This is a genomic window from Candidatus Harpocratesius sp. (genome assembly GCF_054039255.1).
The window spans coordinates 1-15,051 of sequence record NZ_JBPLBG010000048.1; the positions used below are offsets into that span (position 1 = coordinate 1).

Sequence of the window (15,051 nt, forward strand, 5' to 3'; positions counted from 1 at the left end):
TGAAAAACAGGGCTATTTTAGGAGATAATTTGATTTTACAAATAAAATAAATTATGTCGGAGTAATTTTCAAATGAAATGCAATATAAAGATTAAAAAAATTAATTAACTTGTAAACTTAAGATATATAAAAAAAAACTAAGCAATTTTTGCTTTCCAGCCTTCACAAGGTTCAATTTTATATAAGGCGCCATCCCATAAGGAGCAATAGCCCAGTACATCAGGGTCTGCTTCACAATATCCGCGTGGGTCTTTTTCTATTTGGCAACACAAAAAATTTGCGCAATTTTCACATGTTTTTTCCATATTAACCATCCTTTTTTGTAAATTAATTTTGATTGTATGATTACAATTATTAATTTTTAGGCTATTATTTTTCAAGAAATTTCCTATATTTAATTTTTATTGTTTTACTATTAAAAAGAATTATGAAAATAAGTTATTGTATTATGTTAATCTACTGATTTTGAATAAATTGCTTATTAAATAGTATCTTTGTTTCTCAAAGAAAAGAACAATCATAAAATAAATCATTTAAAATTCCTATACTTAAAGAGGAAAATAACCATAAAATTAATAATTTTCTCTCGTCAATGAATTATAGTGATGAATTATGGCTAGACAGATCGGATGGATTGGTTTGGGTGCTACAGGTAAGACCCTTGCTTCGCACCTTATTAAAGCGGGGCATGAAGTTGCTTTATTTAATCGTACTATTGAAAAATGTAATGATCTCGTTGATATCGGGGGAAAAATATGTATAAACCCCCAAGAAGTCGCAGAAAAGAGTACAATTATTTTCACAATGTTAGGATTTCCAGATGATGTTCAGCAAGTTTATTTTGGAACAAATGAACAAGATGGATTATTAAATGGAGTACGAGAAGGAACGATTTTAATTGATATGACGACTTCTGAACCCGTTCTTGCTCGAAAAATTTATGCTGCTGCCCAAAAGAAAGGAGCGTATGCATTGGATGCTCCAATTTCTGGTCCTGATTTAGCTGCTCGAAATAAGCAATTAGCTATCATGGTGGGAGGCGATGAAGAAATATTTGATGAAATTTATCCATTATTCAAAATTTTTGCTGAAGAAATCACATATATGGGTGAAACTGGCTCAGGACAATCTGCAAAAATTAGCAACCAAATATTAATTGCCAATACTATGATTGGAGTGGTTGAAGCTTTGCAATTTGCATATAAACAAGGATTAGATTTAAAAAAAACGATAGAAATAATGGGAAAAGGTACAGCTGCTTCATGGTCTGTTCGCAATTTAGGAAAACGCATGGTGGATGGACGTTTTGATTCTGGCTTTTTCATAAAGCATTTTGTGAAAGATATGGCAATCGCTCTCAAAGAAGCAGAAAGAATGCATCTCGCTCTTCCTGGGTTATCTCTTGCTCATCAATTCTATTTAGTCGCAATGAATCTAGGTCTTGAAAATAAGGGAACTCAAGCAATATATCAAGTCTTTGAAACCTTGAACAATATTCCTTTGAAATGAGGAAAAAAAATCAAAAAAATAAAATACAGAGAGATTATTCTTCATCAAATGGATAGGCTTTTTTTTCTTTTAATTTTGCTAATTCTTCATCTTCCAATTCTTTAAATGCCACTTTTCCTACTAATGTTAAAGGAAGTTCTTTTCTGAATTCAATCTCTCTAGGTGTTTCCCATTTTAACAGTTCCTTTCGGCAAGTTTCCAGAATTAAATTCTTTATATCATCTGAAGGTTGAATTTTTGGTTTTAACACTATAAAAGCTTTTACTCGAGAGATTTGCTTTTTATCTGGAACTCCAATCACACAAACTTGAGCTACATTGGGATTTTTTCGAATAACCTCTTCAACGTTTTTAGGATAAACATTTACTCCACTTACCTTTAACATTCGCTTCTGCCGTAATTTAAAGTAGAAAAATCCATCTTCATCTTGATAACCAATATCACCTGTATGTAACCAGATTTTACCATCTTCATGTTTCTTTAATACTTTAGCAGTTTCTTCAGGGCGTTCCATGTAACCTAGCATAACTGCAGGACCAGATACTACAATTTCTCCTTCTTTTCCAATTTCTTGTTCTTGAATAGAATCTAATTTGCATATTTTAGCATCCATATTTGGAAATGGAATTCCTATACTGTTTTCCCTATATTCTTCAATAGGTGATGCCATAATAGCAGTTACTGCTTCTGTGAGACCATACCCTTCGAGTAATACAACATTTCCACCAGCATTTTTAACAACTCCTTCAAAATGTTCTTTTACTTTTCGAGGTAATGTATCCGCACCTGAAAAGCAAACTTTTAAGCAAGATAGGTTTGTTTGTTGAAATTGAGGATTGTTGGCCAAAGCCTCGAAGAGAGTAGGAACTCCAATTAAATATTGAGGGCGTTTTTGTTTAACTAATTTTGCTACAGTTTCAGGTGTAAATGTTGGAACTAAAATACTGGCACCTCCAGTCATAAAAGCTGCATTTACGCACACACCTAATCCAAACCCATGAAAAATCGGAAGAATTGCCAAAATACGATCTCCTGGAGAAAGACTTCCCCAATATGCTGCCATCATTCCTTCTGCAATCATATTTTTATTAGAGAGCATAATTCCTTTAGGGATTCCAGTTGTTCCTCCCGAATATAGAATTATTGCAGGATCATCAGCCTCCATTTCAGATTTAATTGTTTGACGAGAAGGATTTTTCATGATCTGTTTATACCAGAGAACACGATGATCTGAAGGAATTTTCTTAATTTTTCGGCCTTTTGTTAACCAGAATCCGAATCGCATAATTGGACTTAAATAATCTCCAATTTTGGCAAGAATTAGCTTTTCTACAGAAGTTTCATTTAGAATTTCATTAAATGATGAATAAAACGCATCTAATGTTAAAGCAAAACGGCTTTTTGACATATTAAGAAACATTTTAATTTTTGAAGGCGGGTTTAACGGATGAATCATTGAACAGATTCCACCGAGTTTATTAACAGCATAAATTGGTATTATTCCATTAGGTGCTGTAGGCATACTTATAGTTATTGTATCCCCTTTTGTAAAACCAATTTTAGCTAAACCTGCTGCAAATTGATCTATTTCGTTTAAGAATTTTCGATAGGTATATTTTGTGCCCATAAAATCCCAAGCAATCTCGTTTGGATATTTTTTGGCTGTTTCTACTAATTTTTCATATAGAGTTATCTCAGGAATTTCAATAGTATGAGGAACTTTTCCGTAATATTTTAACCAAGGTTTAATTTTTGTGCTCGACATTCTTTAATTATCATGTGAGTGGAAAATTTAAAAGTTTTCAATTTTTGAGATTTAGGAATAATTTGTAATAAAGTGAAATGTAATTCCTTCATTTAAAAAAAAGGATGATTTCTAATTAAAGTGAATTAAAGCACCAATCTGCTTCATGACAGAAAAACATAATCATCTGCCTGAGATCATGGAAAAACCGCGCTGCAGGAGCACCATCAATAATAGCATGATCCATTGCTAGGGTTAAACCGATTTGATCTCGTAGAACAATCTTTCCTTCATAGTTCGAGGGCAAGCTTTCCATTCCTCCTACTCCCAAGCTAAGTGTATGTGGAGTTAAGTGAACCATTTTTCCCATACCTGAACCAAACATTCCGACTGCTGTAACTCCTACAGTTCCCATGGATTTCTTTTTAAAGATAGGATCACTAAACATTTTATTTAATATAATACGGCGGATAAATTTTGGAAACTTATGAACATTTTTTGCCAATTTTTTTAAAATAGGGTTTTTTTGACCAGTTGCTGCTTGAACATGTTTTACTTGTTGGGCTTCGCGTAATTCTTGGCTGATTTCTTTCAAAGTTTTGGTCTGTGCCTTTCGAATGGTGTAAGAGACCGGCTTTTTCGTTCCATCTGGTAATGTTCGCTCAATATTGGTCATTACATCTACATCATCAAAAATATACAGATTCTTTTTTCCTTTCCGCATAGCGTTCATAGGATTTTTGTGATTTGCAACCGTTCTGGCAAAAACTGTTATAATGAAGGCAGTAAAACTAATTTTTTCCCCCGTTTGTTCATAATGTTCTTTAATTTTCCGTCGTGCTTCAGTTACATCACATTGAGTAAAACTCCAAATGATATTCTTTCGTTTTGCCAAAGTGGTGAATTCATCAATTAACCGAGCCATTTTAGATATTTTATGAATCTTATAGCCCCGTGGATCATCAATTTTTACCTCTTTAGAGCAATTAAGCTCTTTCATATATCTTTTCTTTCTTACTTGACTCTCGATTTGTCGTTGCATCACTTTTGCAAGAGCTCCATGATTTAATATTTTTGATATTTTTTTCCAATGTAAGAAATTTTATGAATTAAGAAAAGCTGTTGTTAATGAGAAAGAAATGGTCGATAAATCACAATCATCTGAAGAATCTTACAAAACTCTTGAAATCATTGACTACAAGCAGTTTGAAGCAGTAGATCTGCGCGTAGGTAAAATCTTAAGCGCTGAGATGGTTCCAAAATCGCGAAATCTATTAAAACTTCAAGTAGATGTGGGAGAGCCTAACCCGCGGCAAATTCTTTCTGGAATTGCAGCATGGTATCAACCTGAAGATCTTATCAATAAATTGATTATTGTTTGTATAAATTTAAAACCTCGAAAAATGATGGGGTTAGAAAGTAATGGTATGTTGCTCGCAGCAGATGTGAATGGTACTGCCGTTCTATTAAAACCAGATTTAAAATTATATGACAAGATAAAACCTGGTGCTCTTATTCAATAAGCATATTAAAAATGATCTTTCTAAGTAAAAATCAATAGTAAAAAAAAAAACTTATTCGCACTTATTCGTACTGCCATAAAATACTAAAGATAGTGTGAGAAGATCTATCTAATACGGGGAAAAAAAATGAAGTTTATTCATAAGAAATCAATTGAAAATAAAAAGGATTTACCCTTTGATATGATAATAAAAGAGTATTGGCTTTTAATTAAAGATGGGCAAATCCAAGGGAAAGGATTAGAACCTATTGATGCTTCTCTTCCCACTTCTGCTCCTATTATAGAAATAAAATTTACAGAAATCTCTTCTCATCCTAAAGTATGGAATATTACATATTCTTCAAAAAGCGACATTGTTGATTATCTGTTATCTTATTATTTAGAACTTATTAAAACAGAAAAATTATATCCTGGACGATATGGAGATTATATAAAATGCACTGAATTTCAAATTAGTGGAGAAAAATTCATTTATCTTAATTTTATTGGTCATATCGCATGGTACAAACCCACATTGGCAGCCGATTTGGGTATTTTCATCAAAGCAAAGGCTCAACATTATTTTGTTGGAATTGTGAGGAAGAATCCACCAGGTAAAGGTTCTCCAGCAATTATTGGTGGAATAAGAAACACTTCTTCAGTTCTTGATTCAGGGATATATACTATGTTAAAAGAAGTTCAAGAAGAAAGCCATCTAAAGATAGAATATGAAGGAAATCTCGAAGAACTTCGCGAAAACTATTCAGTTGATCAAATTCCGGTTATAGTGAATGGGTTTGAACATATTTCTCCTGATTTACGCTCTCTTTCTGCAAAAATCTATTATATTACAACCATCCCTACAACAGAGCAAGAAAGAAACCTTGATGGGACTAAAAGAGTATATATGACTGATGCTTACGCTCTTTATCTAAATTTAGGAGATCATAAAGTAGATGAAAAGGACTTAAAGAAAATCTTTCGACCAGGAGATGACGCACAAGAAATCTCAATATTTAATGTTACCAAAGCGATTATTGGAGGAATTATCCAAGATGATCTTATTCCTCCATTTGGTCTAAGCCATCATCGTGAGTTATTCAAGAATATGGTTGAATTTTATCGTAGGCAAATCTTAAAATAAAATGATAAAAAGTAGAGTCAAAGGTACGATTTATACGAAATTCTTGATCGCATTTTTTAATTTGAGTAAAGTTTCATTAATGTGCTTTAAATTCGTTTCAACAAATGATTGACGGTGCTTTATCTCTGTACGAATTTTAATAACATCAGCTTTTTTTGATTCGATTTTTTTTTCAACCTTGTTTAATTTACCCCCTGATGCCATTTGTGAACCTCGTAGTTTTGCCAGTTCGGCTGCTGCATCTCTCCAAGATGATTGTGTTTTATTCAATTTTTCAGTTATTTTTTCTAATTCTTTAAGGCTTTTTGAATATTCTTTATAATTATTTGATAAATCTAAAAGAATATTTATTATATTTTGATGAATACTTAATCGCAATTGGATTTGTTTGTTTTTCTGTTTTATTTGAGTAAGATCACTATTCAAAACCAAATCGCTATGGCGATTTATCAGTTGGATATAATTTCTTTCACTTTCTTGCTTAATCTGAAGAAGATTTTCCAATTCTTCTGAAGATTTTTTAAGTGAATTTGCTAAATCTTTTATTGAGCGACGCACCCCATCTTCTAAGTATTGTAATTTAGAAAGAGAATCTTCTGTCTTCTTATCGTAGTGCATTTGCTCAATTTCTGGATCCATGGGTAGAAAATCTTTAATATTCATAAAAATTGATTGCATTTGGTAGCATTTAAATTTTTACGGGTCCTTATGCACGATGGAAGTGATTTTTCGCTTGATTCTTTGAATGATTTTTTGCTTATTCTTTATCCACTCTGGTGTCCAAACATGTATAATCTCCCATCCTAACCCAGTAAGAACGTTATAGCGAATTCTATCCCGATCACGAGCATTAACTGCTTCAGCATAAGAACCTCCATCACATTCAATGCCTAAGATAAAACGATTTGGATCATTTGGATGAACAATGGCTAAATCTATTCTAATATTGGAAATTCCTACCTTTGGAACCACTTGAAATCCCTCACTTTTCAAAGATTCTAAAATATCTGCTTCTAATGAATCATCATCAATTAGATCTTTAGTATTCTGATTTTTTGTTGTTATCATTTTAGGAAGTGTTTGACTTCGAGCATAATGCATGTAGGCAATTAATTCTCGTAATCCTCTTGCCTTTACTCGCCCAATTGGAATTTCTGAAGGAAGAAAAGATGCAAAAAGCTTGATATGATAACGCGCCCTTGTTATTGCGACATTCAACCGACGATATCCTCCAGTTCGATTTAATGGGCCGAAATTTAAACTGAAGTTCCCTTTTACATCTCGTGTGTATCCAATACTGAAGAATATGAAATCTCGTTCATCTCCTTGAACATTTTCCAGATTCTTAATAAATAAGGGTTCAATTTGAGATGTATTCATATATTCTTCAACATCTGGCTGATTTTTCAATAACTTTTGTAGTGCAGATTGAATTTCTGCTTGTTGAACTATGGAAAAAGCCACAACACCTAATGAATATTGTGTTTGAGAGATTTGATTATTAATATAATGTTGAATGATTGTTTTAGCGACTGCTTTTGCTTCAATCGGGTTCTTACCTTTATCTTTCACGCCTTTTGGAATGTGACGAAATTCAATTGCTGGGAGGTTATGAATTTCTGCATAATTTTCGGTTCCTGAAGTTGAATTTAGGGAAGCGGATAAATTATTTTTAATTTGTGTTCTTTTTGATGATTGTTTTGAGTAATTGCTAATGTCAGGAAAACTGTACAATTTTCCATTATAAAAATTAAAATTACTGAATGCAATTAATCCTTCCTTCTTGGAACGATAGTGAAACCGAAGCATTTTTTCTCGAAATCCAATTCCAGTACATTCATCCAAAAGACTTTCCATTGTTTGAATCTCACTATCAAGAGAATCATCCAGATCATCATCACTTTTTTTACTAGTAAAGAATTGAGTAGGTGGAAGTTGTTCAGAATCACCGACAACCACTAAACTTTTACCTCTAGCTATAGCACCTATGGCATCTTCTGGTGTTACTTGAGAAGCTTCATCAAAAATTACTACATCAAAAAAACGATAATATTTCTCTAAATCTAGATAGTTGGCAATTGATAGTGGGCTCATTAATAAACATGGTGTAATTTTTGTTATAAGCTCTTGAGCATCACCAAATATATGTCTTAAAGGTTTAATATTACGCTTCTTCTTTGCTTCTCTCCGAATATAACCAATTTGAGTCAAAATTTCAGGAGAAAGATCAAATTCAGATTGTGGACGAGCATCAGCGAGTAAGTTTTCCAGACGCTTTTGATTTAATTGCAGTACTTCGACATCTCTCTCACGAAATTTTTTTAAATGTTTTTCATGAATATTTCGTTCAAAATTTGCGATAGGCGGCAAGCTATCAGTCAAAATTTCAAGCCATTTAGCATAAAATGAGTGAAGAAATATTAATTCATAACTAATAGGAGTATGATCACCTGGAATGTAAAATTCTTCATCTAATAATGCTCGAAATAAACTTGAAAATCCAAGATCAGCAATCTGAATTGCTCGTACTTGAACTTCAAACCAATCATTCAGATAGGGAAGATTATCCAACCATTGTTGAGCAAAAATATGATTTTTCTCCCATAAAGATTGCTCATAAGTTGATGGCAAAAAGGAAACTCTGAAAAATGGTAATAATTCTTGTTCTAATTCATAAAGTGCCTCCCATTCAGAATATAGTATATGAAATTCAGTAATCATATCAGAAATTTCCGAAAGACTATGATCGTACGGTTTTCCAAATTTATCTTGGAATACTTTTATCTGATTAAGATAACCCATCGGATTTGCATGTTTGCGCCCTTTTCTTCGACATAATAATATTTTCTTTCGATCTTCCCGGAAGACTGCAGATAAGCGCTTTCCCCAAGACAAATAATCTGTTGTAAAGCGTGTTATCAATATATCAACTGGAAGCAATAATGCACGTGGTAAAAATCGATCGAAAAAAGTTTTAACTTCGTTCAATTCCTCAAGTGTTTGAATAGGTGCGATACATGATTTTAAATTGAATACTGCTAAAACATCTTGAAATTTCTGCAGAGAATCGGCATATAATCTTAGTTTTTTTTCAATTTTAGAAATAAATTTACGAGAATTTCCTTTATCTGAACAGTATGCAATATAAATTTGACGAAATGAATCAAAATTCATTTTTTGATAATCGACTAAACTATCAATATCAAAATATTGTCGAAGATCTTGATATCCTTCTTCCATTTCGAGCCAAAATGGGAATAACAAATGCATTGCTTCAATCCAATATCTAATTTGCACCCTTTTGTGCTGCCATTCAGTAATCAGATCAGGATTTTGTTCAAATTTTGGTGGAAATTTCAAAATGAAATGTCGGATATTCTCTTGTAGTGTCAAATTTGAGTCTCGAAATGAAGTAAGCCTTTTCTTTAAAACAACTTTCAATTCACCTGATAATATCAATGGGTGTGTTATTTTGGCAGAATACCATGGATTTTTAGAAAAGTTTTCCATAGTTGTGCGGAATTGATCCAATTCTCCAAATGTATTTTTTAAAAAAGTATAATCTTCAAAATTTACCTGATTTGGATCACGAAAAGGAGCAACTATTTTTGGGATATTCTTGAATTTCAGCATTTTCCCAACAATTTGATATAAAGATTTCTGCATTTTTCCAAAAGGTTGATTAATTAATTCCACATATTCATTTAATCGTTGTCGAGATTGGATTAAATCATGGAATTTGTTTTCAGAAAGAGATTTCTTGGGAAAATTCTTATCTAGTGTATTTTGTATCGATTGAAGAAGTTCTTTTTTATTTGCATTTTGCGAATGCACTTGCAGACAGAAATCACCAATTCCACATGAATCAAGCCGTTTTTTAACTACATCAAGAGCGGCTTTTTTTTGAGCGACAAAAAGAACCTTTTTTCCTTCAGCTAAACATTCTCCAATAATATTCGTAATACATTGCGACTTTCCAGTGCCAGGTGGTCCTTGAATTACCAAAGAACAACCTGATTTTGCATAAAGTATAGCTTCCATTTGACTGGAGTCGCAATCTAATAGAGTAAATTGGTGCTTAGGATCCGAGCTGTCGTGTAATAAGGATAAATCTGGTAAGTTTTCTGAAGATTCTTTATATCCCTTTTCTTCGGCAATAGCTTTAATAATTGGATGAGAAATCAATAAATCTGCATGATCATCGATATCTTCGAATAAATTTACTTTTGTAAATGCAAATGTTGAAATAAAATTTCGGTGCTCGATCTTCCAATCTTTCATATCTTGGATTAATTGCTCAAATTCTTCGAAATAATTGATAAATGTTCGTGTATTGAATTCTTCTGGGAAATTTGGGATTTTAATTCGATAATCGCGTAATTTTTCTTTGAGAGCAGGATTAATTATAACTTCATCATCCAAAATATTCAATTCAGGTGGATTTACTGATAGGCTGACCGGGATAAACATTATAGGTGAAATATATTTTTTCTTATCTTGCGAATTTTGCCAATGTAACAGTCCTAAAGTTAAAAATAATGTGTTTATTCCCCTTTCTTCTAGCATCTCTTCCGTTTTATTTTGGAGCTTTTGAATTTTCTTTATCAAATTCGGATCTGTTTCATAAGTAAGCAATTCTGTTAGTCGTAAATCTTTACTTTTTTTATTTAATGCTCGGATATGTTTTGCACTTAATTTTCCTTGAATTTGAGAAGGTATACAGGAAATCTCCATTTTAGGTGAAGGAGATATTTCTGAATTTTTTTTTGCCTTAGTTTTTCTTTTAGGGGGTGAGTATACTGATGGAAATGAAAATGTTTGTTGCATGATTAATAATATTTTAAAAAGCGCAGAACTATCTTGATGAATTACTTCAATTATATCTTTAGCATATGGGTTAAAATTTAGCTGATTGTTGCGAAATGACAAATCTAAAAAACTGGATTTCCAAAACTGCATTTTTACCCGTGCGCGGCTAAAAGGTTCGTTCTCCATCATTCTCCATCTAAAAGATGAAATAAGCCTTCTTAAAATTTACGCAAAAATAGAAAATCACGTTTAGAAAAAATATTTCTTTTAAAGTAGAATATATTTCTGTAATCTTGAAGTAAAAATTAATAAATTTGGATTTTAAAACGATTTTTACATAGCTTTCATTTTTACTTTGAAAGGATCCTTCTTCTTTTTAAATCGCTCTGTACGCCAGAATAATTTTCCCATCCCATCAGGGATTACTCCACCAAAATCCTTCTCAAAACGATCTAACAATTGTTTAGTAGGTTTATGAACAACAAAATTAGGATTTGATAAAATATCTTGTATCTGTTTACGGTTTTTAATGTCATTATAATTCAAACGCAGATTTTTTACATCAATAAAATAACCGTATGTATACCATTTAGGATATTTTTCATTAGTGGAATGAACGCGTACTTTAAAGATTCCTTCGGCTTCTTCTTTGATCTGCAAGTCAACAATATCAACTGCATCTCTAATTTTTACTACAATGCATACTTGTTTTGACTTTTTATTGGTTTTCGCCTTAATTAATTTCTTTAATTCTTTTTCCGCGTCATTTGCCATATATAAGTCAAGAAGATAAATTTCTAAAAGATTTCCCTTTTCATTGATCATAATTATAAAAAATTCAAGAGAAAAAAGCCTGAAAACTTATTCGCACTAATTTATTTAATAATAAATAAAAATCGTAGTAAAACGAATAATAATGAATATTGTTGAAGTTAGGAGTACAATATTAAAAGATGCATAAATAAATGAAGTAGAAATTAAAGAAAGAAAAATAATAATAAATAAAAGATAGTTTTATCCACCATGTTGCCCTTTGAATAGAGAAATTCGATCTTCAGGGTGAATATGCACAGTGTTCCATTCATTTTCTGAAATTAGTTCTCCATTGATAACAATAGTGGTAAATTCAGCCAGATGATCGTCTTCAAAAATATATTCTTTCAATTTTGGAAAGATTTCAACCACTTTTTGTAACATTTCCTTTACTGTGGGTAAATTGTGGTCAGATGTAAAAGAAACGGATTTTTTACGTGTCATTGAATAAAAAGGGCCGTATAACTTGACTGTAAATTCTGGGGTGGTTTGATCTGACATTGAGTACAATATATTTAACATCCAAAAAAAATTTTGTATTATAGAAAAAAAGGGGGATAAATATATCAATATCAATTGTTTGGCTGCTGAATCTTTGGGAGTGCGAAGTATGGCTTGCATGGTAGAAACTAAATCTAAAAAAATTTTAATTGATCCAGGATTGGCATTAGATCATGGTCGAAAAAAATTGCACCCCCATCCTTTTCAAATTGAAATATCTTATATTTTGCGTTCGAAGATAATCAGTGAAGTGCAAAATGCTAGTGATGTAGTAATCACGCATTTTCACGGAGATCATCATCCTATGGTCGAAGCAGATTTAGTTCAATTAGCAGCTTCCAATGTGATTAAGCCATTAAAATCTGCCAAATTATGGGTAAAAAGTCCTAAAAATACGTCCAAAACAAGCTGTTATAGAAGAAAAAAACTGCAAAATATGTTAGGTCGCGATTTTATAAACCCAGAGGGAAAATCCTTCAATAATTTACATTTTTCAGAATCCGTTCCCCATGGATATACTCAAAAGTCTTCATCATTTGTCAATTCAGTAATGATGGTTCGAATTGTGGATGATAATGATGTATTTGTATTCGGATCTGACATTCAATTATTGGATTCACACACAATCGACATTATTCTTGATTGGCAGCCGACAATTCTCTATGTGGCTGGTCCTCCATTATATTTATATCAAGTAAAAAAAAAAAGGGAAAAATTTGAAGAAATTGCATGGAAAAATACGCTCAAATTGGCAGATTTCATTCCAGAAATTATTATAGATCACCATGTTATTCGTTCACAATATGGAATTGATTTTGTTGATCGATTGAATAAAGTAAGTGAAATATCTAATTCTCATATTATGACTGCAGCTGATTATATGGGATATCAACGTGCCCCATTGGAAGCACTTCGAAATGAATTATATCGTGATCTTCCTGTTCCTCAAAAATGGTATGATAATTTTCTCAAACATGGAAGATTACCTATACATTTCAAACAATGGCGTTGTTTTTCCCTGGATTATTATCCACTTAGATATCCACTTAGCAATGAATAATTGAAATGTACATTAATTGGAATAAAAATAAAAGGTAGTAGCAAATTTAAAATATACTTTTAAAAGGAAATAATACATGATAATTGTGAGAAAGTATGAAAAGCGCTCTTGATTGGGAAAATGCTGGTATTTTTGGGCGAAATAAAAACGTGGGACATAGTTTTATTGTTCCTGTCAGAAATCGTGATGAGGGACTTGCTCAATCAATCAATAAATCCCCGTATTATTATTCACTAAATGGAATTTGGAAATTTAACTGGGTTAAATGTCCATCTGAACGTCCTGTTGATTTTTACCTTCGTATAGGCGGAATAAATAAATACTCTCTATTTTATATAGTTTATATTCAAAATTATGGAATGTGTGAGTGAAGAATATTAATATTATTTGAAAGATCTCTTTTATCCTGAAAGAAATTGCGTTATTTTTTTGTCGATTTATGTCTAACTTAATGATATTGAGATTTATTATTTATTTCGGATATAATTGAACCTTTCAAATTGAATTGATTGAATAGAATCTCATCAAGAAAGCACTAGATTAATGATAAATAATGTCAAATTTTGTCATTATAGATAGATACATAAAAATTAAAAATTTTTAACAACTTAGAAAGTCAAGAAATTATAACAATATTTTAAATGAATCATTTAACCGAACTGAAGGCCAGTAATAATTGACCCTATGCAAAAGAAACTCTTTTAACTCGGGATCATCGACTTGTTCGGCCACCAATTTCATGTATCTCAAAAATTCTGTCTTTTCTCGAGTCCATCTAGGATTATCCAGCCCATATGTTTCATCGCAAAATCTACCCCTCTCATCAAGTAATTCAGGAAACTTAAGAAGTCGTGACTGGTGCTCTTTAAATTTAAAATATACACTGTCAAAATTCTCATCACTTGCTTCATTAACAATGTTCCAAAATTGAACAGGTAAATAAGAAAAAGCAGGTATATACGGGCAATTGCCAAGTTCAATTCTTAACCATGGAATAAAACTAATTTCAACTGGTATAGTTTTGATTTCCCGTAGATGGCTTAAGATTAATTTTCTCAAAGAAACACACAACCCCCAATTTTTAGGAATTTCCTTAATTCGAGGCAGATTATCAGAAGGTGGTGCAAGAGGGAGTGGGTTCTTAAGGCGTTCTCGACTCCAATTATCGTAATCAGTATCTTCTGGAGCTAATCCTTCGTAAACGAAAATTTCTTCCAAGTAGTATGATTTTGAAAAATCGATATTCCAATTATCTAGAAAAATTGCAAAAAAAGTGATTTTCTTTAAATATTTGTATTGATCAGCCTCCAGAGGAATATTTCTGAGATTTTTACAATAATATAGATCTAATTTTTCGACTTTTGGAGGCCATCCAGAGACAGCACATAGATCACAATTTTTAATGTAAAATTCTTTGCAATTTAAAAGCGGTGAAAAATCAATGCAATCATCGATAAAATGGCATTCCCTAAAAGAGACGGTGGCAAATTTATCCATGCTTTTTATTAATTTGGTGTTTATATTCGTCCGCTCGAATCTAAGTACAGTTGATATTCGATGATCATATTCAAATTCCCAATCTTCTAATACAAAATTGGTAAAGCCTATTTTCTTCAAATTTTTATAGTTTTCAGTATCTAAATCAATCTTTTTTAATTGTTTGCAGCCAGATATATATATTTCTTCGATATTAGCGGGTAATTTTATAATTTCCTGGAGATCTGACCTGCTTATTCCTATAACACTACATTTTTTAAATGATGAAAAATCAATAAACGGCTCGACAAAATGACAATCCCAAATTCCAAATTCTGTGATTTTATCGATATTTTCCAAAAACTCAAATTTAAAATCTCCTTCGCCTACTCTTGCTATATATTCACCATTCTTTCTTATAATATACTTTATTTTAGGTTTTTTGCTCGTATCGACCATTATTATTATTCTCACCCATCCACTCGCTTTTCTCG

General features: G+C 31.8%; 13 protein-coding genes. 5 read left to right on the top strand and 8 right to left on the bottom strand.

Features of this window, described 5'->3' with window-relative positions:
- Positions 1-137 precede the first annotated feature (137 nt).
- The gene (locus ACXLDF_RS11470) at positions 138-305 is read right to left on the bottom strand and encodes a hypothetical protein (RefSeq protein WP_457558671.1); all 168 of its coding nucleotides are present in this window, start codon (positions 303-305) and stop codon (positions 138-140) included.
- A 307-nt stretch (positions 306-612) separates the two neighbouring features.
- Between ACXLDF_RS11470 and ACXLDF_RS11475 the strand changes: the two genes are divergently transcribed.
- A complete protein-coding gene (locus tag ACXLDF_RS11475) occupies positions 613-1,509 on the top strand; it encodes an NAD(P)-dependent oxidoreductase (RefSeq protein WP_457558672.1) in 897 nt (298 codons plus the stop codon).
- A 34-nt stretch (positions 1,510-1,543) separates the two neighbouring features.
- Here the strand turns inward: ACXLDF_RS11475 and ACXLDF_RS11480 are convergent, their stop codons facing one another.
- Both ACXLDF_RS11480 and ACXLDF_RS11485 read right to left on the bottom strand, forming a co-directional pair.
- Entirely contained in the window at positions 1,544-3,274 is a 1,731-nt protein-coding gene (locus tag ACXLDF_RS11480) for an AMP-binding protein (protein ID WP_457558673.1), read from the bottom strand.
- A gap of 115 nt (positions 3,275-3,389) precedes the next feature.
- Positions 3,390-4,295 carry a 2-oxo acid dehydrogenase subunit E2 gene (locus tag ACXLDF_RS11485; RefSeq protein WP_457558674.1) on the bottom strand — a complete coding sequence of 302 codons (906 nt, stop codon included), beginning with the start codon at positions 4,293-4,295 and terminating at the stop codon, positions 3,390-3,392.
- Positions 4,296-4,332: 37 nt separating this feature from the next.
- On the opposite strand from ACXLDF_RS11485, the gene metG reads away from it, so the two are divergent.
- On the top strand, positions 4,333-4,776 hold the full coding sequence (metG, locus tag ACXLDF_RS11490; protein ID WP_457558683.1) for a methionine--tRNA ligase subunit beta: 444 nt from the start codon (positions 4,333-4,335) through the stop codon (positions 4,774-4,776).
- Positions 4,777-4,902: 126 nt separating this feature from the next.
- Complete coding sequence (locus tag ACXLDF_RS11495) at positions 4,903-5,898, top strand: hypothetical protein (RefSeq protein ID WP_457558675.1); 996 nt, start codon at positions 4,903-4,905, stop codon at positions 5,896-5,898.
- Positions 5,899-5,928: 30 nt separating this feature from the next.
- Here the strand turns inward: ACXLDF_RS11495 and ACXLDF_RS11500 are convergent, their stop codons facing one another.
- From ACXLDF_RS11500 to ACXLDF_RS11515, 4 genes are all read right to left on the bottom strand, one after another.
- Positions 5,929-6,561 carry a hypothetical protein gene (locus ACXLDF_RS11500; RefSeq protein WP_457558676.1) on the bottom strand — a complete coding sequence of 211 codons (633 nt, stop codon included), beginning with the start codon at positions 6,559-6,561 and terminating at the stop codon, positions 5,929-5,931.
- A 33-nt stretch (positions 6,562-6,594) separates the two neighbouring features.
- Positions 6,595-10,896, bottom strand: coding sequence for a DUF4011 domain-containing protein (locus ACXLDF_RS11505; RefSeq protein ID WP_457558677.1), 4,302 nt, complete (start codon positions 10,894-10,896; stop codon positions 6,595-6,597).
- Positions 10,897-11,040: 144 nt separating this feature from the next.
- Complete coding sequence (locus tag ACXLDF_RS11510) at positions 11,041-11,481, bottom strand: hypothetical protein (protein ID WP_457558678.1); 441 nt, start codon at positions 11,479-11,481, stop codon at positions 11,041-11,043.
- A 240-nt stretch (positions 11,482-11,721) separates the two neighbouring features.
- Positions 11,722-12,021 carry a MoaD/ThiS family protein gene (locus tag ACXLDF_RS11515; RefSeq protein WP_457558679.1) on the bottom strand — a complete coding sequence of 100 codons (300 nt, stop codon included), beginning with the start codon at positions 12,019-12,021 and terminating at the stop codon, positions 11,722-11,724.
- Positions 12,022-12,130: 109 nt separating this feature from the next.
- On the opposite strand from ACXLDF_RS11515, the gene ACXLDF_RS11520 reads away from it, so the two are divergent.
- Together ACXLDF_RS11520 and ACXLDF_RS11525 are read left to right on the top strand one after the other, a co-directional pair.
- Positions 12,131-13,081: an MBL fold metallo-hydrolase gene (locus ACXLDF_RS11520; protein ID WP_457558680.1), complete on the top strand. Its 951-nt coding sequence runs from the start codon at positions 12,131-12,133 to the stop codon at positions 13,079-13,081.
- Between the two features lie 95 nt (positions 13,082-13,176).
- Positions 13,177-13,452 (top strand): hypothetical protein, encoded by a 276-nt coding sequence (locus tag ACXLDF_RS11525; RefSeq protein ID WP_457558681.1) that lies wholly within the window; start codon positions 13,177-13,179, stop codon positions 13,450-13,452.
- Positions 13,453-13,705: 253 nt separating this feature from the next.
- Here ACXLDF_RS11525 and ACXLDF_RS11530 read toward each other — a convergent pair.
- Positions 13,706-15,051, bottom strand: a 1,346-nt coding sequence (locus ACXLDF_RS11530) for a hypothetical protein (RefSeq protein ID WP_457558682.1), incomplete at its 5' end; no start/stop codon positions are given.

Excerpts from the sequence above, each read along its gene's own strand:
- ACXLDF_RS11470 (WP_457558671.1), bottom strand. The coding sequence starts at position 305 with ATGGAAAAAACATGTGAAAATTGCGCAAATTTTTTGTGTTGCCAAATA.
- ACXLDF_RS11475 (WP_457558672.1), top strand. The coding sequence starts at position 613 with ATGGCTAGACAGATCGGATGGATTGGTTTGGGTGCTACAGGTAAGACC.
- ACXLDF_RS11480 (WP_457558673.1), bottom strand. The coding sequence starts at position 3,274 with ATGTCGAGCACAAAAATTAAACCTTGGTTAAAATATTACGGAAAAGTT.
- ACXLDF_RS11485 (WP_457558674.1), bottom strand. The coding sequence starts at position 4,295 with ATGCAACGACAAATCGAGAGTCAAGTAAGAAAGAAAAGATATATGAAA.
- ACXLDF_RS11495 (WP_457558675.1), top strand. The coding sequence starts at position 4,903 with ATGAAGTTTATTCATAAGAAATCAATTGAAAATAAAAAGGATTTACCC.
- ACXLDF_RS11500 (WP_457558676.1), bottom strand. The coding sequence starts at position 6,561 with ATGAATATTAAAGATTTTCTACCCATGGATCCAGAAATTGAGCAAATG.
- ACXLDF_RS11505 (WP_457558677.1), bottom strand. The coding sequence starts at position 10,896 with ATGATGGAGAACGAACCTTTTAGCCGCGCACGGGTAAAAATGCAGTTT.
- ACXLDF_RS11510 (WP_457558678.1), bottom strand. The coding sequence starts at position 11,481 with ATGGCAAATGACGCGGAAAAAGAATTAAAGAAATTAATTAAGGCGAAA.
- ACXLDF_RS11515 (WP_457558679.1), bottom strand. The coding sequence starts at position 12,021 with ATGTCAGATCAAACCACCCCAGAATTTACAGTCAAGTTATACGGCCCT.
- ACXLDF_RS11520 (WP_457558680.1), top strand. The coding sequence starts at position 12,131 with ATGGCTTGCATGGTAGAAACTAAATCTAAAAAAATTTTAATTGATCCA.
- ACXLDF_RS11525 (WP_457558681.1), top strand. The coding sequence starts at position 13,177 with ATGAAAAGCGCTCTTGATTGGGAAAATGCTGGTATTTTTGGGCGAAAT.